Source organism: Kitasatospora sp. NPDC004614 (assembly GCF_042873675.1).
Taxonomy (GTDB): Bacteria; Actinomycetota; Actinomycetes; order Streptomycetales; family Streptomycetaceae; genus Kitasatospora.
In genome coordinates, this window is sequence record NZ_JBIALR010000029.1 from 24720 (window position 1) to 39644 (window position 14925).

Genomic DNA, 14925 nt, shown 5'->3' on the forward strand with positions numbered 1-14925 from the left:
GGCGGTTGACGTGCACGTTGCCCCGGCCCGCCCATCCGCCCGTGACCCCTCCGCCGAGGTGGGACGCGGGGGCGCTGTCGGCGGCCACGGGCGTTTCGGATCGCCCCGGCCCGCTCGCCCGAGGCCCCGCTGCCGCCGGCCGCTGGCGCCGCCCCTCCCCACCCGTCCGTGACCCCACCGCCGAGGTGAACCCCCGAGGGCCGCTGGAGCTCGGCGGTTGACGTGCACGTTGCCCCGGCCCGCCCATCCGCCCGTGACCCCTCCGCCGAGGTGGGACGCGGGGGCGCTGTCGGCGGCCACGGGCGTTCGCATCGCCCCGGCCCGCTCGCCCGAGGCCCCGCCGCCGCCGGCCGCTGGCGCCGCCCCGGCCGGTCTACCCGCCCGTGACCGCGCCGCCGCCGGCGCAGGCGCCGCCCCGTTCGTGGTCCCGCCGCTGCTCGCCGCAGGCGTTGCCCCGCCCGTCTGCCTGCCCGTGGCCCCGCCGCCGCCGGCCGCAGGCGCCGCCCCGCTCGTGGTCCCGCCGCTGCTCGCCGCAGGCGCCGCCCCTGCCGGTCTGCCCGCCCGTGACCACTGCCGCCGGCCGCAGGCGCCGCCCCGGCTCTCTTCGCCTTCTGCTGTCGGGGTCACGGGTGGGTGGGCGGGCGAGGGCTGGGCATAACACCCCGCAGGGGGTGGTGGCCCGGTGTATGTGTCGCGGATCAGGGTTTCCGGCGTGAAGTGTTTCGGCGGGGCGCGGGAGGTGGATCTGGCGCTCCCTCCGGGGCCGGGGTGGAACGTGGTGGCGGGGCCGAACGGGAGCGGGAAGAGCACGCTGCTGCGGGCGGTCGCGATGGCGCTCGGGGCGTTGCCGGGTGGCGAGAGAAGCGTATGGGGCGACGGCTGGGTGGAGGCGGAGCCCGCGCCGCGCTGGCGGGTCGGTGAGGTGCAGGGCGCGCGGCAGGCGCGTTTCGTGGAGCCCGGCCAGGGCCGAGAAGTCCCGTTGGACGCCGAGCTGGTGGCCGGCGTGCTGCCCCCCGGCTGGCGGGTCAGCGATCCGGAGCGGCAGTACGTCGCGCACGGCGCGCTGGAGCTGCCGCTGGACGAACTGGGCGACGGCGTCGCCGCGTTGGCTCGCATGGTCGGTCAGGTCGCGGCAACCCCGCACCCGGGCCCGGTGCTGATCGACGATGTGGACCGCCACCTGCACCCGGTGTGGCAGCAGCGTCTCGGCCCGTGGCTGACCGAGCACTTCCCGCGCACCCAGTTCCTGGTCGCCACCCACAGCCCGTACGTCTGCCAGGCCGCCGACCCGGGCGCGCTGATCCGTCTCCCGGGACCCGGCGAGGAGTTCGCGCCGCACCGGCTGGACGAGGACCTGCGGCAGCGGGTGCTGTACGGCAGTGGGGAGGACACCGTCCTGTCGGAGCTGTTCGGGCTGCCGAGCGCCTACTCGCCGGCCGCCGAGGCCGAACGCAGGCTGCTGGTACGGCTGGAGCGCAAGATGTACGCGGGCCGGGCCACCGACGCGGAGCTCGCCGAGTACCGGGAGCTCGGGGCGAAGCTGAACAGCTCGCTGACCGCCCGGGTCGACGAGGTCACCGCGCGGCTGCTCGGCCGGGACCAGTGATCCCGCTCCAGCGGCCGGCTCTGCAGCCGCGGCTGGCCGCCGACCTCGAGCGGGCCACGGCCGGGATCCGGACGGCGGGCCCGAGCACCGCGTCCGGCCGTGCCGCGTGGCGCAAAGCCGTCCGTCCGAAAGCCCAACTGCGGTTGATGCTGCGGCAGATGGCGCCCGGGCTGGAGCGCTGCATGTACTGCGGGGACAACCTGGGCACCGACATCGACCACTTCGAGCCGATCGCCCAGGCGCCGCTGCGCACCTTCGACTGGCAGAACCACCTGCTGGCGTGCGCGCACTGCAACAGCAACCGCAAGCGCGACCGCTTCCCGCGTGACCCGGCCACCGGCGACGCGCTGCTGGTCGACCCGTGCCGCGAGGACCCGGCCGACCACCTGCGGCTCTACCTGGACTCCGGCGCGTACGACCCGCTGACCGTCCGCGGCGAGGCCACCATCGAGGTGTTCGGCCTCAATGAGCGGCCCGAACTGGTGCGCGGCCGACGGCTGATGTTCGCCGTGGTCAAGGCGCTGCTGCTGACCTGGCAGGCGGCCGACGGGGCCGCGGCCGAGGAGTACGTGGCGGCGCTGCACGAGATCCACCACGCCGACGTGCTGCGCACCGTCCTCGGACTGCGCCGCAGTCGCCCGCTGGCGCTCGCCGTGCTCGGCCCGGACGTCCTCGGCGCACTCGACCAACTTGCCGCCGCCGACCCAAGGTTCAGTACCTGAAGGCGCTCAGATGCGCTGCTCGAACCAGACCACTTTGCCCGCTCCCAGCCGGGTCGCACCCCACCGGTCCGCACACCGGGCGACTATCTGGAGGCCGCGCCCACGCTCCTCGTCGGGGCCCGCCCGGCGGGTGCGGGGCAGCGCCGCCGAGTCGTCGCCGACCTCGCAGCGCAGCCGCGAGGTGCGCACCAGCCGGAGCGTCACCGGGCGGGTGGCGTGCCGGATCGCGTTGGTGACCAGCTCGCTGACCATCAGTTCGCAGTTCTCCCGCAGATGGTCCAGGCCCCAGTTGTGCAGCGCGTGCCCGGCCAGCCGGCGCGCCCGGCCCGGCGTCTCGTGCCGCGGCTGGAGGTACCAGTAGGCGACGTCGGAGGCCGGGATCCCGTCGAACGCGGCGGCCAGCAGCGCGATGTCGTCGGCCCGGTCGCCCGGCGGCAGGATCCGCAGCGCCTCCTGGCACAGCTGCTCGGGGGTGAGCCGGTTCGCCCCCTCCAACCGGGCCCGCAGCAGTTCGAGTCCGGTGCCCAGCGGGCGGCGGCGGGTCTCCACCAGGCCGTCGGTGAACAGCAGCAGCGAGGATCCGGGCGGCGCGGCCAGCTCCACCGAGGTGAAGTCCACGCCGCCGACGCCGATCGGCGCGCCGGGTGGCAGGTCCAGCAGCTCACTGGTGCCGTCCGGGCCGACCAGCACCGGCGGCACGTGCCCGGCGTTGGCGATCACCACCCGGCCCGCGATCGGGTCGTACACCGCGTACACGCAGGTCGCCAAGTGGTGCTCGCGGCCCAGGCGTTGAGCCTGCTCGTCGAGGTGGTACAGCACCTCGTGCGGCGGCAGGTCCAGGCCCGCCAGGGTCTGCGCGGAGGTGCGCAGCTGGCCCATCACCGCGGCCGAGGTCAGCGAGTGGCCCATCACGTCGCCGGCGATCAGTGCCACCCGGTTGCCCGGCAGCGGGATCGAGTCGTACCAGTCGCCGCCGACCTGCGCCCCGCGCTCGCCCGGCAGGTAGCGGTGCGCCAGGCGCACGCCGTGCGGCTGCGGCAGGTGCGCGGGCAGCATCGAGCGCTGCAACTCGTCCGCGATCTCCCACTCGCGGGTGTAGCGCAGCGCGGTGTCCACGGCCAGGCCCGCGTGGGTCGCCAGGTGAGCGGCCGTCGCGGTGTCCGCCGGGTCGAACGACACTGGCTGCCCGTCCGCAGCCGGGCGCCGGATCAGCAGCAGCATGCCGAGGGCGGCCTGCCGCCCGTGCAGCGGCAGCGCCAGCAGCGCCGTCCCCGCCGGCAGCCGGCCCAGCGCCCGGGCGCCGAGCAGCTCGGCGGGCAGGCCGCCGCGCCGCTCGTCCAGCACCGTCGGGCCGTGCGGGGCGCGCCGCTCCAGGGCGCGCTCCAGCGCGCTGCCGGGCGGCACCGGGCGCAGGCCGCCGGAGCGGCCCAGCTTCGTTCCGGCGGTGTGCCGCACCCGCAGGGCGCGCGGACGCCCCAGGTCGCGCTCGACGTCCGGCAGGGGGTCGCGGACCAGCACCACCAGGGCGTCCGCGAGCTCCGGCACCAGCACCCGGCCCAGGTTGCGCAGGGTGGCCGCCAGATCCAGCGAACTGTTGATCCGCCGGGCCGCACCGTCCAGGTACGCCAGGCGCTCGGCAAGCCGGGGCAGCCCGTCGGGCGGCGGATGCCGCTGGACGGGGACGGCGGGCTGCTGCCCCGCCAGGGGCTCCAGGTGGTCGCGCACGGGCTGCCCGATTCTGTGCAGATGTGGAGGACGTCGAAGGCGGCGGCTGACTCCCGGTCAGCCGGTGCGCCGACAGCGCAGGTACAGCTGGGTCTCCGGCGGCTGCGCAGACCCCGCCGGGGCGTAGGACTGGCTGTCCACCGCCTCCACGGCGAAACCGGACCGCTCCAGCAGACCGGTCAGGTCCTCACGCAGATAGCCGCTGACCCGGATCCGCTGGTCCAGGAACGGCAGCGCCGCGTCGTCCAGGTCCGCCTCCACCATGCCCAGCGCCAACAGGCCGCCCGGGCGCAGCAGTTCACGGATCCGGCCGAGCGCCTCGGTGATCTCCGCCCGCGGCAGCATCAGCAACGAGAAGAACGCCGCCGCACCGTCCAGCGTCCCCGCCCCGGCGGGCCCCAACTCGGGCACGCCCCACAGTTCTTCGGCGTTCCCGGTGGCCAGGTCGACGACGTCGAAGCGGTGGAACACCGCCTCCGGCACCGCCTTCCGGGCCTGCTCCAGCATGCCCGCCGAGAGATCCACACCGATCACCCGCAGCCCACCGTCCGCCAGCTGACGCGCGGTCGGTTCACCCGCGCCACAGCCCACGTCCAACACCACGGCCCCGGCCGGAAGCTGCTCCACCAGCCACCCGGCACACGCCAACTGGCCCGACCTGGCCGGAAACACCTCCTGGTACCGCTCCCCCATCGCATCGAAGGCAGCGGCCTGGCCGGCCCGCTCGGCCCGGCGGCCCTCCCCCGCGGACGCCCGCTCGGCGTCGGCGGGGACTTCAGTCTGTTCGTCCGTCACCTGATCTGGGCACCTCTCCCGCGCGCGTCCTGCCCCACCCGTCGTGGTCCGCACACCACTCCCGACCCTGGTTTATGAGAATAAACGCGATCACCGCACCGTGGAGTCCGTTTCCGGCCAACTCGTTCGCCGTTGGGCGATTATCGCCCGCCGACCGAAGCACACCGTCGCCCGCAACGGAGCGCACCAGCCCCCCGCACGCCGCCCGCCACGCCCGCACCACACCCCTGACCAGCCCCAATACCCCATCAACCACCCAGCCGCCGGCGTTTATCGAACGTCAATCGCGGCCTGGCAGAGTCTTCCTCAGCGCCGGGGAAGCGTCAAAGCGTTCCCGCAGCCGGGGGGCTGCGGGAACGCTGACGCCCCGGGGGGACAGGCCTTCGCCGGGGGACCAGGGGGGTACCACGGGGGAGCGAAGGCCTTACGGCGCGGGGGGAGGAGAAGGCTCGGTGTGCCGAGAGTCGATGAGGTCCTGCACGGGCTGGGCCTCGGGCACACCGAGCCGCGTGAACACCGTCAACGCCTCCTGAAGACACGCCAGACCGCGGGAAGGCTGCCCGAGTTCGAGCAGCGCCTCGCCGAGAGCGGCGTTGGCCATGCCCTGGCAGTACGCCGCCTCGATCTCCTGCGCGATCGACAACGACTCCTCCGCCGCCTCCGCCGCCGCCGCGAACTGACCGTCGGCCAGCAGGCAGGCGGCGAGGCGGGCGAGGGAGTAGCCCTCCCAGATCGGGTGCTGATGAGCGCGGTACAGCTGATGCGCGTCGCGGAGGTGCACGGCGGCCTCGCCGGGCTCGCCGGTCGCCCGCAGTACCACGCCCAACTGGTAGAGGGTGTCGGCCAGGCAGGAGGCGTTGCCGGACGCCCGGGCAGCCGTCGCCGCCGCCCGGGCGGCCTCCACCGCCTCCTCGTGCCGGTCCAGCCCGACGTAGCAGCGCGCCATGTTGCCGAACAGCCGTGCCTCGCCGATCGGCGCGTCGAGTTCGGACACGAGCAGGCGGGCCTGCTCGTAGAACGGCAGCGCCTTGGCCGGCCGGCCCGCCATGATCAGGACGGTCGCCATGGTGCTGGTCGTGACCAGCCGCAGCATGGTGACCCGCTCGGCCGGCTGGAGGGCCAGACTGGCGGCCAGGGCCTCCTCGGCCTCGGTGAGTTCGGCCGCCACCTGGTGCATGTGGCCGAGCGCGTAGTGCACCCGGGCCAGCGTTCCCGCGTCGTTCCGGGCCGCAGGATTCGCTGCGGCGGCGTGCAGCACACTGCGGATGCGCGGGGCGAGCGACGGGTCCTCGACCACGCTGGTCATGCTCTGGAGAACCTCCACGGCGGGCTGGACCAGGTCCAGCGGGGCGCTGGCCGCCGCCTCGACAGTGCCGAGCAGCACCGCGACCTCCGACCGGAGCCACTCGCGGGCCGTCGCCGTGTCGGAGAACGGCAGCCCGGGCGCCTGCGCGGTGTGCAGCGGTTCCATCGGCTCGTCGTCGGGTTCGAGCACGTGCACGGCATTCCGGATGGTGGCGTGGAGCAGGTCCAACAGCCGCAGCAGCGCCGCCTGCTGGTTCTCCGGGTCACCGGTCTTGACGTTCTGCCGCTGGGCGTAGAGACGCAGCAGATCGTGGTAGCGGTACCGGCCGGGCGTGAAGCATTCCAGCATGTTCGCTTCGACCAGGGCCTCCGCCAGGTCCTCCGCCTCCTGCTCGGCGGTGCCGAGCAGGGCGGCGACGGCCGCGAGTGGCAGGTCCGGCGAGTCCACCAGCGCGAGCAGCCGGAACGCCCGGGCCTCCTCGGGCTGGAGCTGGGCGTAACCGAGCCCCAGGGTGGTCTCCACGGCGAGGTTGCCGAGCTGGAGCTCCTGGAGTCGGTTGCGCTGGTCCGCTAACCGGCGCGCGAGGTCCGAGACGCTCCAACGAGGCCGGCTGGCCAGCCGGGCAGCGGCGATGCGGACCGCCAACGGCAGGAAGCCGCAGAAGGTCACCACCTGGAGCGCGGCCTCGGGTTCGGCGGCCACCCGCTCGACGCCGACGATCGCCGAGAACAGTGCGAGCGCCTCGTCCGGGGTCAGCTCCTCGATGTCCACCAGGTGCGCGCCGGGGATCTCCGCCAGCCGCGAACGGCTGGTCACCATCACGGCGTTGCCGGATACGCCCGGGATCAGCGGCCTCAACTGCTGGGCGTCGCGGGCGTTGTCGAGCAGGATCAGCATCCGCTTGTCGGCCAGCAGTGATCGGTACAGCGCGGCGCGCTGGTCCAACGAGTCGGGGGCGTCGGGCGCGCCCAGCGCGTGCAGGAAGTCACCGAGCACGACAGCCGGGTCGGCCGGGGACGCACCCGCGCCGCGCAGGTCCACGTACAGCTGCCCGTCCGGAAAGTCCGGCCGCAGCAGGTGTGCCACGTGCACCGCGAGGGTGGTCTTCCCGACACCGCCGATGCCGGCCAGCGAGGTGACGACCACGGCTTGGCCGGAACCCGCCCTCAGCACGTCCCGGAGCTCGTTCACAATCTTGCTGCGACCGCTGAAGTCCGATACATCGGCCGGGAGTTGAGCCGGGGGAACGAACGGCGCCGACTCCTCCGCGGCGAGCTTCGGCGGGACGGCGAGCACCGCCATCAAGTCCGGGTCCCCGGCCAGGATGCGGGCGTGCATCGCGGCCAGCGCGGTGCCGGGCTCGACGCCCAGTTCCTCGATCAGCAGCTTCCGGGTGTCCGCGTACACACCCAGGGACTCGGCCTGCCGGCCGCTGCGGTACAGCGCCAGCATCAGCAGCTCGCGCAGCCGCTCGCGCAGTGGATGGGCGGTGGACAGCGAGTTGAGCTCGGAGACGACATCGGCGTGCAGGCCGATCTCCAGCGCCATCGCGCAGCGCTCCTCGGCCACCGTCAGCCGGCGCTCCGTCAACCGGCTGCGCTGCGACTCGGCGTAGGGCCCCGGCACTCCCGGAAGCGGGCGTCCGCTCCACAGGTCGAGCGCCGAGACCAGCCCGTCGTGAGCGGCGCGGAACGCTCCGTCGGCGCGCGCGTTCGCGGCCTCTGCGACCCGCTGTTCGAAGACCGCCAGGTCCATGGATTCCGGCGAGATCCGCAACGCGTAGCCGTCGCTCACCGAAACCAGCACCTCGGCGGGTTTGCGGACTTCCCGGTTCGGCTCCAGTACCGAGCGCAGCCGGGAGATGTAGGTGCGCAGCGCGGCGACCGCCTGCGGCGGGGTGCGGTCGCCCCAGATGCCGTCCACCAGGTCATCGGTGGTCACCGGGCGGCCCTCGCCGAGCAGCAGGGCGACCAGGACCGCCTGCTGTTGCGGCGATCCGAGCGCCAACGGAGCGTCACCGCGCCATGCCTGGACAGGGCCGAGCACTTGGAAGCGCAACGCCTCGGCGGAGCGCGTGCCCTGAAGCTCCATGTCCTCCCCTGTGGCCGATGAACCGTCTGTCCCTCACGCTGACGCCGGTCGTGTGGGGGCGTCAGCTTATGAGGGTGCGAGCAAACGTCCACCAAGCGGATGCGAGGTGCGACGTTTATGAGACATTTAGCGGCCCCTACGATACTGGCCGCACGCCCGGGGAGAGTCGTCCGGGTGAACCATCCTCAGCTGAAAGGCGGCCCACCCCATGGCCGACGAGACCACCACCCTCGTTCCCCCGCCGGGCCAGACCCCGGCCCCGGTCGAACACATCGCCGAGCCCATCGACCAGACCGCGATCGAGCGCGCCTTCGAGGTGCTGGCCGGGCAGCCGGCGGCCCCGTCCGTGGAGCGGGTCGAGAAGCCGGTCGCGCCGAACGACGACGAGAAGTTCGAGCCGCTCGGCACCATCCCGAACACCCCGTGACCGACGCCCGCACCCACGTCACCAGAACGAGCCCCGACCCTCACCGGCCGGGGCTCGTCCCGTTTCAGCGGGTCACTGCGCCGAGCGCACCCGCAGGTTGGTGATCAGCGGGCCGTCCGTGACCTCGGCGAAGAAGTCGTTGCCCTTGTCGTCCACCACGATGAACGCCGGGAAGTCCTCGACCTCGATGCGCCAGACGGCCTCCATGCCGAGCTCGGGGTACTCCAGGACCTCGACCTTCTTGATGCAGTCCTGCGCGAGTCGCGCCGCCGGGCCGCCGATCGAGCCGAGGTAGAAGCCGCCGTGCTCGTTGCAGGCCTTGGTGACCTGCTTGGAGCGGTTGCCCTTGGCGAGCATGACCATCGAGCCGCCCGCGGCCTGGAACTGGTCGACGTAGGAGTCCATCCGGCCGGCCGTGGTGGGGCCGAAGGAGCCGGACGCGTAGCCCTCGGGGGTCTTGGCGGGGCCGGCGTAGTAGACCGGGTGGTCCTTCATGTACTGCGGCATGCCCTCGCCGGCGTCCAGGCGCTCCTTGATCTTGGCGTGCGCGATGTCGCGGGCGACGACCAGCGTGCCGGAGAGCGAAAGCCGGGTCTTCACGGGGTACTTGGAGAGCTGCTCGCGGATCGCGGCCATCGGCTGGTTGAGGTCGACCCGGACCACGTCGCCGTCCAGGTGGGCCTCGGTGGTCTCCGGCAGGTACTTGGCCGGCTCGGTCTCCAGCTGCTCCAGGAACACGCCCTCGGCGGTGATCTTGCCGAGCGCCTGGCGGTCGGCCGAGCAGGAGACGGCCATCGCGACGGGCAGCGAGGCACCGTGGCGGGGGAGGCGGATGACGCGGACGTCGTGGCAGAAGTACTTGCCGCCGAACTGGGCGCCGATGCCGATCTTCTGGGTGAGTTCGAAGACCTTCTGCTCCAGCTCCAGGTCGCGGAAGCCGTGGCCGGTCTTGGCGTCGCCGCCGGTCGGCAGGTTGTCCAGGTAGTGCGCGGAGGCGTACTTCGCGGTCTTCAGGGCGAATTCGGCGCTGGTGCCGCCGACCACGATCGCCAGGTGGTACGGCGGGCAGGCCGCGGTGCCGAGCGAACGGATCTTCTGCTCCAGGAAGTTGAGCATCGACGATTCGTTGAGGATCGCCTTGGTCTCCTGGTACAGGTACGACTTGTTCGCCGAGCCGCCGCCCTTGGCCATGAACAGGAACTTGTAGGCGTCCCCGTCGGTGGCGTACAGCTCGATCTGGGCCGGCAGGTTGTTGCCGGTGTTCTTCTCGTCCCACATGGTCACGGGGGCCATCTGGGAGTAGCGCAGGTTCAGCTTGGTGTACGCGTCGTACACGCCGCGGGCGATCGCCGACTCGTCCTGACCGGAGGTCAGCACGTTCTGGCCGCGCTTGCCCATCACGATCGCGGTGCCGGTGTCCTGGCACATCGGGAGGATGCCGCCGGCCGAGATGTTGACGTTCTTCAGCAGGTCCAGCGCGACGAAGCGGTCGTTCGGGCTGGCGTCCGGGTCGTCCAGGATACGGCGCAGCTGGGCCAGGTGGGCCGGGCGCAGGTAGTGCGAGATGTCGTGCATCGCCTCGGCGGTGAGCAGCCGCAGGGCCTCCGGCTCGACCTGCAGGAAGGTGCGGCCGCCGGCCTCGAAGGTGGAGACGCCCTCGGAGGTGAGCTTGCGGTACGGGGTGGTGTCCGCACCGAGCGGGAGCAGGTCGCGGTAGGCGAACTCTGAAGCCATGGGGGAGATCCTTCAGTTCTTTCGGCGTCGTCGACGAGGCACCCTCCAGGTTAGGCGCACGGAGCACGGCCCCGGCGCTCAGGTCGGCCTGCGTGACGCGGGTCACGCGCGCGCGCCCGTGAGTGAGCCGCCCGCTCGCGTCATCCGTACGCGCCCGCCGCGCTTCCGGTCCGTGCCACGCGCATTGCGTCGAACCGGCGTTCGGGCCGGGAGCGGGCTCGCTAGGCTTGTGACGTGGACAACTCTCCCGAGCAGCAGCAGCCGCAGGGCCAGCCGCCCGCCCCGATGAAGAAGAACGAGCCCGCGCCGGCTCCCGGCACCGACCTGGCCGGCGAGCTCCGGGCCGCCGACGCCGACCGCGAGCGGGTCGCCGACCTGCTGCGGGACGCCTACGCGGAGGGCCGGCTCACCGTCGACGAGCACGCCGAACGGATCGAGGCCGCCTACAACGCCCGCACCTTCGGCGAACTGGAGCCGCTCACCCGCGATCTGCCCAGCCACCCGGGGCCGATCCGGCACAACCTGACCAAGCCGCCGCTGGACGCCCCGGCCGCTGCCCCGCAGCAGCCGCCGCTGCCGCCGGCCCGGGCCGAATCGCCCACGATGCTCGCGGTGTTCGGCGGCGCCGCCCGCAAGGGCCGCTGGCGGGTGGGCTCGCACCTGAAGGCCGTGGCCGTGTTCGGCGGCGTCGAGATCGACCTGACCGACGCGGTGTTCGAGTCGCCCGAGGTGGTCATCGAGGTGATCGCGGTGTTCGGCGGCGTCGAGATCCGGGTCCCGGAGAACGTCACCCTGCAGGGCAGCGGCGCCGGCATCTTCGGCGGTTTCGACGTCCGCGAGCAGACCTCGCCGGACCCGTACGCGCCGGTGGTGCGGATCAAGGGCGCGGCGGTGTTCGGTGGCTGCGAGGCCAGGCCGAAGCGCGGCAAGAAGCTCAAGGAGTGGGTGCGCCGGCAGCTGGAGGGCTGACCTGCGGAAACCTCACGGGGCGTCAACTCACCTGGCGGCACTCGTCGTTGTTCCGAGTGCACTGGGTAGTCGATTGCGTGCGGTGTGCATGAATCCGGGGGCGGCGGGGTAGTTCCAATCGCACATCGTTCCTGTACGGCTGTGACCCCGCGGGTCGGCGACGGTGCCACGGCGAGGGAGCACGGGGCAGTCGGGCAGGAGGCGACCGATCCCCGAGCCTTGAGCCTGGTCAGGAGTCACCGTGCTGCATCCGATCGAGTCCACCGCCGCCGCCCGCCGCCCCGCGGCCCCGCCGGATCAGGACGACAGCCCCTGGCACACTTCGGCCGCCTGCCGCAGCGACGAGGCCGGGTTGTTCTTCGCTCCCTCCAAGGAGCCGACGGCCACCCGGCTCTCCCGCGAGGAGCAGGCCAAGCGGGTCTGTGCGCGCTGCCCGGTGCTGCTCGAATGCCGCGAGCACGCGCTGGCCCAGCCCGAGCCGTACGGCGTCTGGGGCGGGCTGACGGCCGCCGAGCGCCGCGTGGTGCTCGCCCGTCGGCGCCGCCGGGAGGCCGAACTGCTGGACGCCAGGCGCCTGACGGGCCGGATAGCAGGCTGAGAACGGACGCGGGGCCGGCCGGGGAGGTTCTCCCCGGCGGCCCCTGAACGCCTGTTCGTCATCGCCGACCGGTCAACGCCGATCCGTCATCGCCGACCGGTCAACGCCGATCCGTCATCGCCGACCGGTCAACGCCCGTTCGCGGGCGTCTCGTTCGCGTACGCGCCGGTCCGGCCTCAGTTGGCCCGGCCGAAGTCGATCGCGCTGTAGGCCCGCAGCTTCGACAGCTTGTGGGTGGAGTCGATCTGCCGGATCGTTCCGCTCTTGGAGCGCATCACCAGCGACGAGGTGGTGGCGGTCTCCGAGCGGTAGTGGACGCCGCGCAGCAGCTCGCCGTCGGTGATGCCGGTGGCGACGAAGAACACGTTCTCGCCGCTGACCAGGTCGTCGGTGTGCAGCACCCGGTCCAGGTCGTGGCCGGCGTCCAGCGCCTTGCGCTTCTCGGCCTCGTCCTTGGGCCACAGCCGGCCCTGGATGGTGCCGCCCATGCACTTCATCGCGCAGGCCGCGATGATGCCCTCGGGGGTGCCGCCGATGCCCATCAGCAGGTCGACGCCGGTGCCCTCGCGGGCCGCCATGATCGCGCCGGCCACGTCGCCGTCGGAGATGAACTTGATCCGGGCGCCGGCCTCGCGGATCTCCCTGACCAGGCCGTCGTGGCGGGGCCGGTCGAGGACGACGACGGTGACGTCCTCGACGGCGGAGCCCTTGGCCTTGGCGACCCGGCGGATGTTGACGGCCGCGGGGGCGGTGATGTCGACGAAGTCGGCGGCCTCGGGGCCGCAGACCAGCTTGTCCATGTAGAAGACCGCGCTGGGGTCGAACATGGTGCCGCGGTCGGCGACCGCGAGGACCGCGACGGCGTTGTTCATGCCCTTGGCGGTCAGCGTGGTGCCGTCCACCGGGTCGACCGCCACGTCGCATTCGGCGCCGGTGCCGTCGCCGACCCGCTCGCCGTTGTACAGCATCGGGGCTTCGTCCTTCTCGCCCTCGCCGATGACGACGACACCGTTCATCGAGACGGTGGACACCAGGGTGCGCATCGCCTTCACGGCCGCGCCGTCGGCGCCGTTCTTGTCGCCCCGGCCGACCCAGCGGCCGGCGGCCATCGCGGCGGCCTCGGTGACCCGGACCAGTTCGAGGGCCAGGTTGCGGTCGGGGGCTTCCGGCGCGACCTCCAGGGCGCTGGGAAGGTGGTGCGGGTACTGCGTGGTCATCGTCGTTACCTCTCTGTACGCGACGACAAGTCAGCATCGGGTCACGGAGGGTCACCGGCGCTGCTGCGAGGGTTGTTGCGATCGTATCGGCAGGTGGAACGGGAGTCTGCGGCGCACTCCTCGCGCACCGTGACGGGGCGGCCCGAGCGCCGGTCTTTGGTAAGCGCCGCCTACCATGGGCGGGTGGCAGGCAACAGCAGCAAGAAGGGCCGTCAGTCGGTACGGGACATGGTCCTGTCGATGGCGGCGGTCGGCGTCGTGGTGGCGGTCGCGTACTTCAGCATCCCCAGCGCGGACGGCAAGGGCGGCGTGCACCGGGTGCCGTTCCAGGCGGAACTGTCCTCGGCGAAGCGCGCCGCGCCGTACCCGCTGCTCGGCCCGCAGCCCCTGCCGGAGGGCTGGCAGGCCACCTCGGTGAGCTACAGCCCGAGTGACAAGGGCCACGCCGTCTGGCACCTGGGCCTCAGCACCGCCTCCGGCCAGTACGCGGCGGTCGAGCAGAGCGACGGCAAGCCCGACGACGTGGTCGCCAAGAACGTGCCCGGCGGCAAGCCGGACGGCACCTCCACGGTGGCCGGCCAGGAGTGGCAGCGGGTGCAGGGCGACCACTACCGGGCGCTGACCCGCCCGGCCGGCGACAAGGGCACCACGGTGCTCACCGGCACCGCCTCGTACGAGGAGCTCGCGCAGCTCGCCGAGTCGCTGAAGTAGTCACGCGAGTACGCGGAAGGCCCCCGCCGGGGAACGGCGGGGGCCTTCGCTGTCACGGTGCCGAGCGGACTCAGACGGTGGTGACGACCTCGTCGTAGGCCAGGCGCGGGCTGCGCGGGAACCAGGCGTCCTCGCCCGGCTTGCCGATGTTGACGACGGCCAGCACCGAGTGGTCGCCGTCGCCGAAGAACTCCTTGTTGATGCCCTCGGCGTTGTAGCCGGTCATCGGGCCCGCGGCCAGGCCGGCGGCGCGCACGCCGATGATGAAGTAGGCGGCCTGCAGGGCGCCGTTCAGCGCGGCGGAGGACTCGCGGACCGGGCGCTCGCTGAAGAACATGTCCTTGGCCTGCGGGAAGTGCGGCAGCTGCGAGGGGAGCTCCTCGTGGAACTCGTTGTCGGCGGCCAGGATGGCGACCAGCGGCGCGCCGGCGGTCTTGGCCTGGTTGCCCTCGGCCATGTGCTGCACCAGGCGGGCGCGGCCCTCCTCGGAGCGGACCAGGACGATGCGCAGCGGCTGCTGGTTGAACGCGGTCGGGCCGAACTTCACCAGCTCGTAGATCGCCTGGATCTGCTCGTCGCTGACCTGCTCGTCCGAGAAGGTGTTGGCGGTGCGGGCCTCGCGGAAGAGCAGGTCCTGGGCGGCGGCGTCGAGGGCCAGGGTCATGGCGTTGTCCTACCTCAAAGCTGTGGGGCGGTTCGGGGCACGGCCGGTGCCGTACAGACCGATTCAACTTCGGTGAAAGTTAAACCATTCCCAAGATCCACTGTGATGCGCGCCACACCTCCGGCGCGGCTACTCGCCGGCGGACTCCTCGGCCGCCAGCGCCGCGTCCAACCGGGCCCGGGCACCGTCCAGCCAGCGCTGGCACACCTTCGCCAGCTGCTCGCCGCGCTCCCACAGCGCCAGCGACTCCTCGAGCGTCGTCCCCCCTGTCTCCAGCCGCCGGACCACCTCCAGCAGCTCGTCCCGCGCCTGCTCGTACCCGAGCACCTGCTCGACATCCGCACCCTGCTGATCAGCCAT

At 72.7% G+C, this 14925-nt stretch carries 13 protein-coding genes; 6 read left to right on the forward strand and 7 right to left on the reverse strand.

The window, feature by feature from the left end:
* Positions 1 to 688: 688 nt before the first annotated feature.
* Positions 689 to 1606 (forward strand): AAA family ATPase, encoded by a 918-nt coding sequence (locus tag ACFYST_RS34630; RefSeq protein ID WP_387868314.1) that lies wholly within the window; start codon positions 689 to 691, stop codon positions 1604 to 1606.
* The gene (locus tag ACFYST_RS34635) at positions 1603 to 2328 is read left to right on the forward strand and encodes an HNH endonuclease (protein WP_387868250.1); all 726 of its coding nucleotides are present in this window, start codon (positions 1603 to 1605) and stop codon (positions 2326 to 2328) included. The genes ACFYST_RS34630 and ACFYST_RS34635 overlap by 4 nt, the downstream gene beginning before the upstream one ends.
* A 6-nt stretch (positions 2329 to 2334) precedes the next feature.
* Here ACFYST_RS34635 and ACFYST_RS34640 read toward each other — a convergent pair whose 3' ends face one another.
* From ACFYST_RS34640 to ACFYST_RS34650, 3 genes are all read right to left on the reverse strand, one after another.
* Entirely contained in the window at positions 2335 to 4053 is a 1719-nt protein-coding gene (locus ACFYST_RS34640; protein WP_387868252.1) for a SpoIIE family protein phosphatase, read from the reverse strand.
* A 57-nt stretch (positions 4054 to 4110) separates the two neighbouring features.
* Positions 4111 to 4848 (reverse strand): methyltransferase, encoded by a 738-nt coding sequence (locus tag ACFYST_RS34645; protein WP_387868254.1) that lies wholly within the window; start codon positions 4846 to 4848, stop codon positions 4111 to 4113.
* A 424-nt stretch (positions 4849 to 5272) separates the two neighbouring features.
* A complete protein-coding gene (locus ACFYST_RS34650; protein WP_387868256.1) occupies positions 5273 to 8245 on the reverse strand; it encodes a BTAD domain-containing putative transcriptional regulator in 2973 nt (990 codons plus the stop codon).
* A 208-nt stretch (positions 8246 to 8453) separates the two neighbouring features.
* On the opposite strand from ACFYST_RS34650, the gene ACFYST_RS34655 reads away from it, so the two are divergent.
* Positions 8454 to 8672 carry a hypothetical protein gene (locus tag ACFYST_RS34655; RefSeq protein ID WP_387868257.1) on the forward strand — a complete coding sequence of 73 codons (219 nt, stop codon included), beginning with the start codon at positions 8454 to 8456 and terminating at the stop codon, positions 8670 to 8672.
* Between the two features lie 72 nt (positions 8673 to 8744).
* Here the strand turns inward: ACFYST_RS34655 and ACFYST_RS34660 are convergent, their stop codons facing one another.
* Positions 8745 to 10406 (reverse strand): fumarate hydratase, encoded by a 1662-nt coding sequence (locus tag ACFYST_RS34660; protein ID WP_387868259.1) that lies wholly within the window; start codon positions 10404 to 10406, stop codon positions 8745 to 8747.
* Positions 10407 to 10640: 234 nt separating this feature from the next.
* Between ACFYST_RS34660 and ACFYST_RS34665 the strand changes: the two genes are divergently transcribed.
* Positions 10641 to 11375, forward strand: coding sequence for a DUF1707 domain-containing protein (locus ACFYST_RS34665; RefSeq protein ID WP_387868262.1), 735 nt, complete (start codon positions 10641 to 10643; stop codon positions 11373 to 11375).
* Positions 11376 to 11619: 244 nt separating this feature from the next.
* A complete protein-coding gene (locus ACFYST_RS34670; RefSeq protein ID WP_387638868.1) occupies positions 11620 to 11973 on the forward strand; it encodes a WhiB family transcriptional regulator in 354 nt (117 codons plus the stop codon).
* 176 nt (positions 11974 to 12149) lie between these two features.
* Here ACFYST_RS34670 and glpX read toward each other — a convergent pair whose 3' ends face one another.
* Complete coding sequence (gene glpX / locus ACFYST_RS34675) at positions 12150 to 13190, reverse strand: class II fructose-bisphosphatase (RefSeq protein ID WP_387637798.1); 1041 nt, start codon at positions 13188 to 13190, stop codon at positions 12150 to 12152.
* A 183-nt stretch (positions 13191 to 13373) separates the two neighbouring features.
* Between glpX and ACFYST_RS34680 the strand changes: the two genes are divergently transcribed.
* Entirely contained in the window at positions 13374 to 13901 is a 528-nt protein-coding gene (locus ACFYST_RS34680) for a DUF4245 domain-containing protein (RefSeq protein ID WP_387637796.1), read from the forward strand.
* Between the two features lie 70 nt (positions 13902 to 13971).
* Here ACFYST_RS34680 and ACFYST_RS34685 read toward each other — a convergent pair whose 3' ends face one another.
* Positions 13972 to 14565 carry a malonic semialdehyde reductase gene (locus ACFYST_RS34685; RefSeq protein ID WP_387637794.1) on the reverse strand — a complete coding sequence of 198 codons (594 nt, stop codon included), beginning with the start codon at positions 14563 to 14565 and terminating at the stop codon, positions 13972 to 13974.
* A 129-nt stretch (positions 14566 to 14694) separates the two neighbouring features.
* Positions 14695 to 14925, reverse strand: coding sequence for an exodeoxyribonuclease VII small subunit (locus ACFYST_RS34690; protein ID WP_387637792.1), 231 nt, complete (start codon positions 14923 to 14925; stop codon positions 14695 to 14697).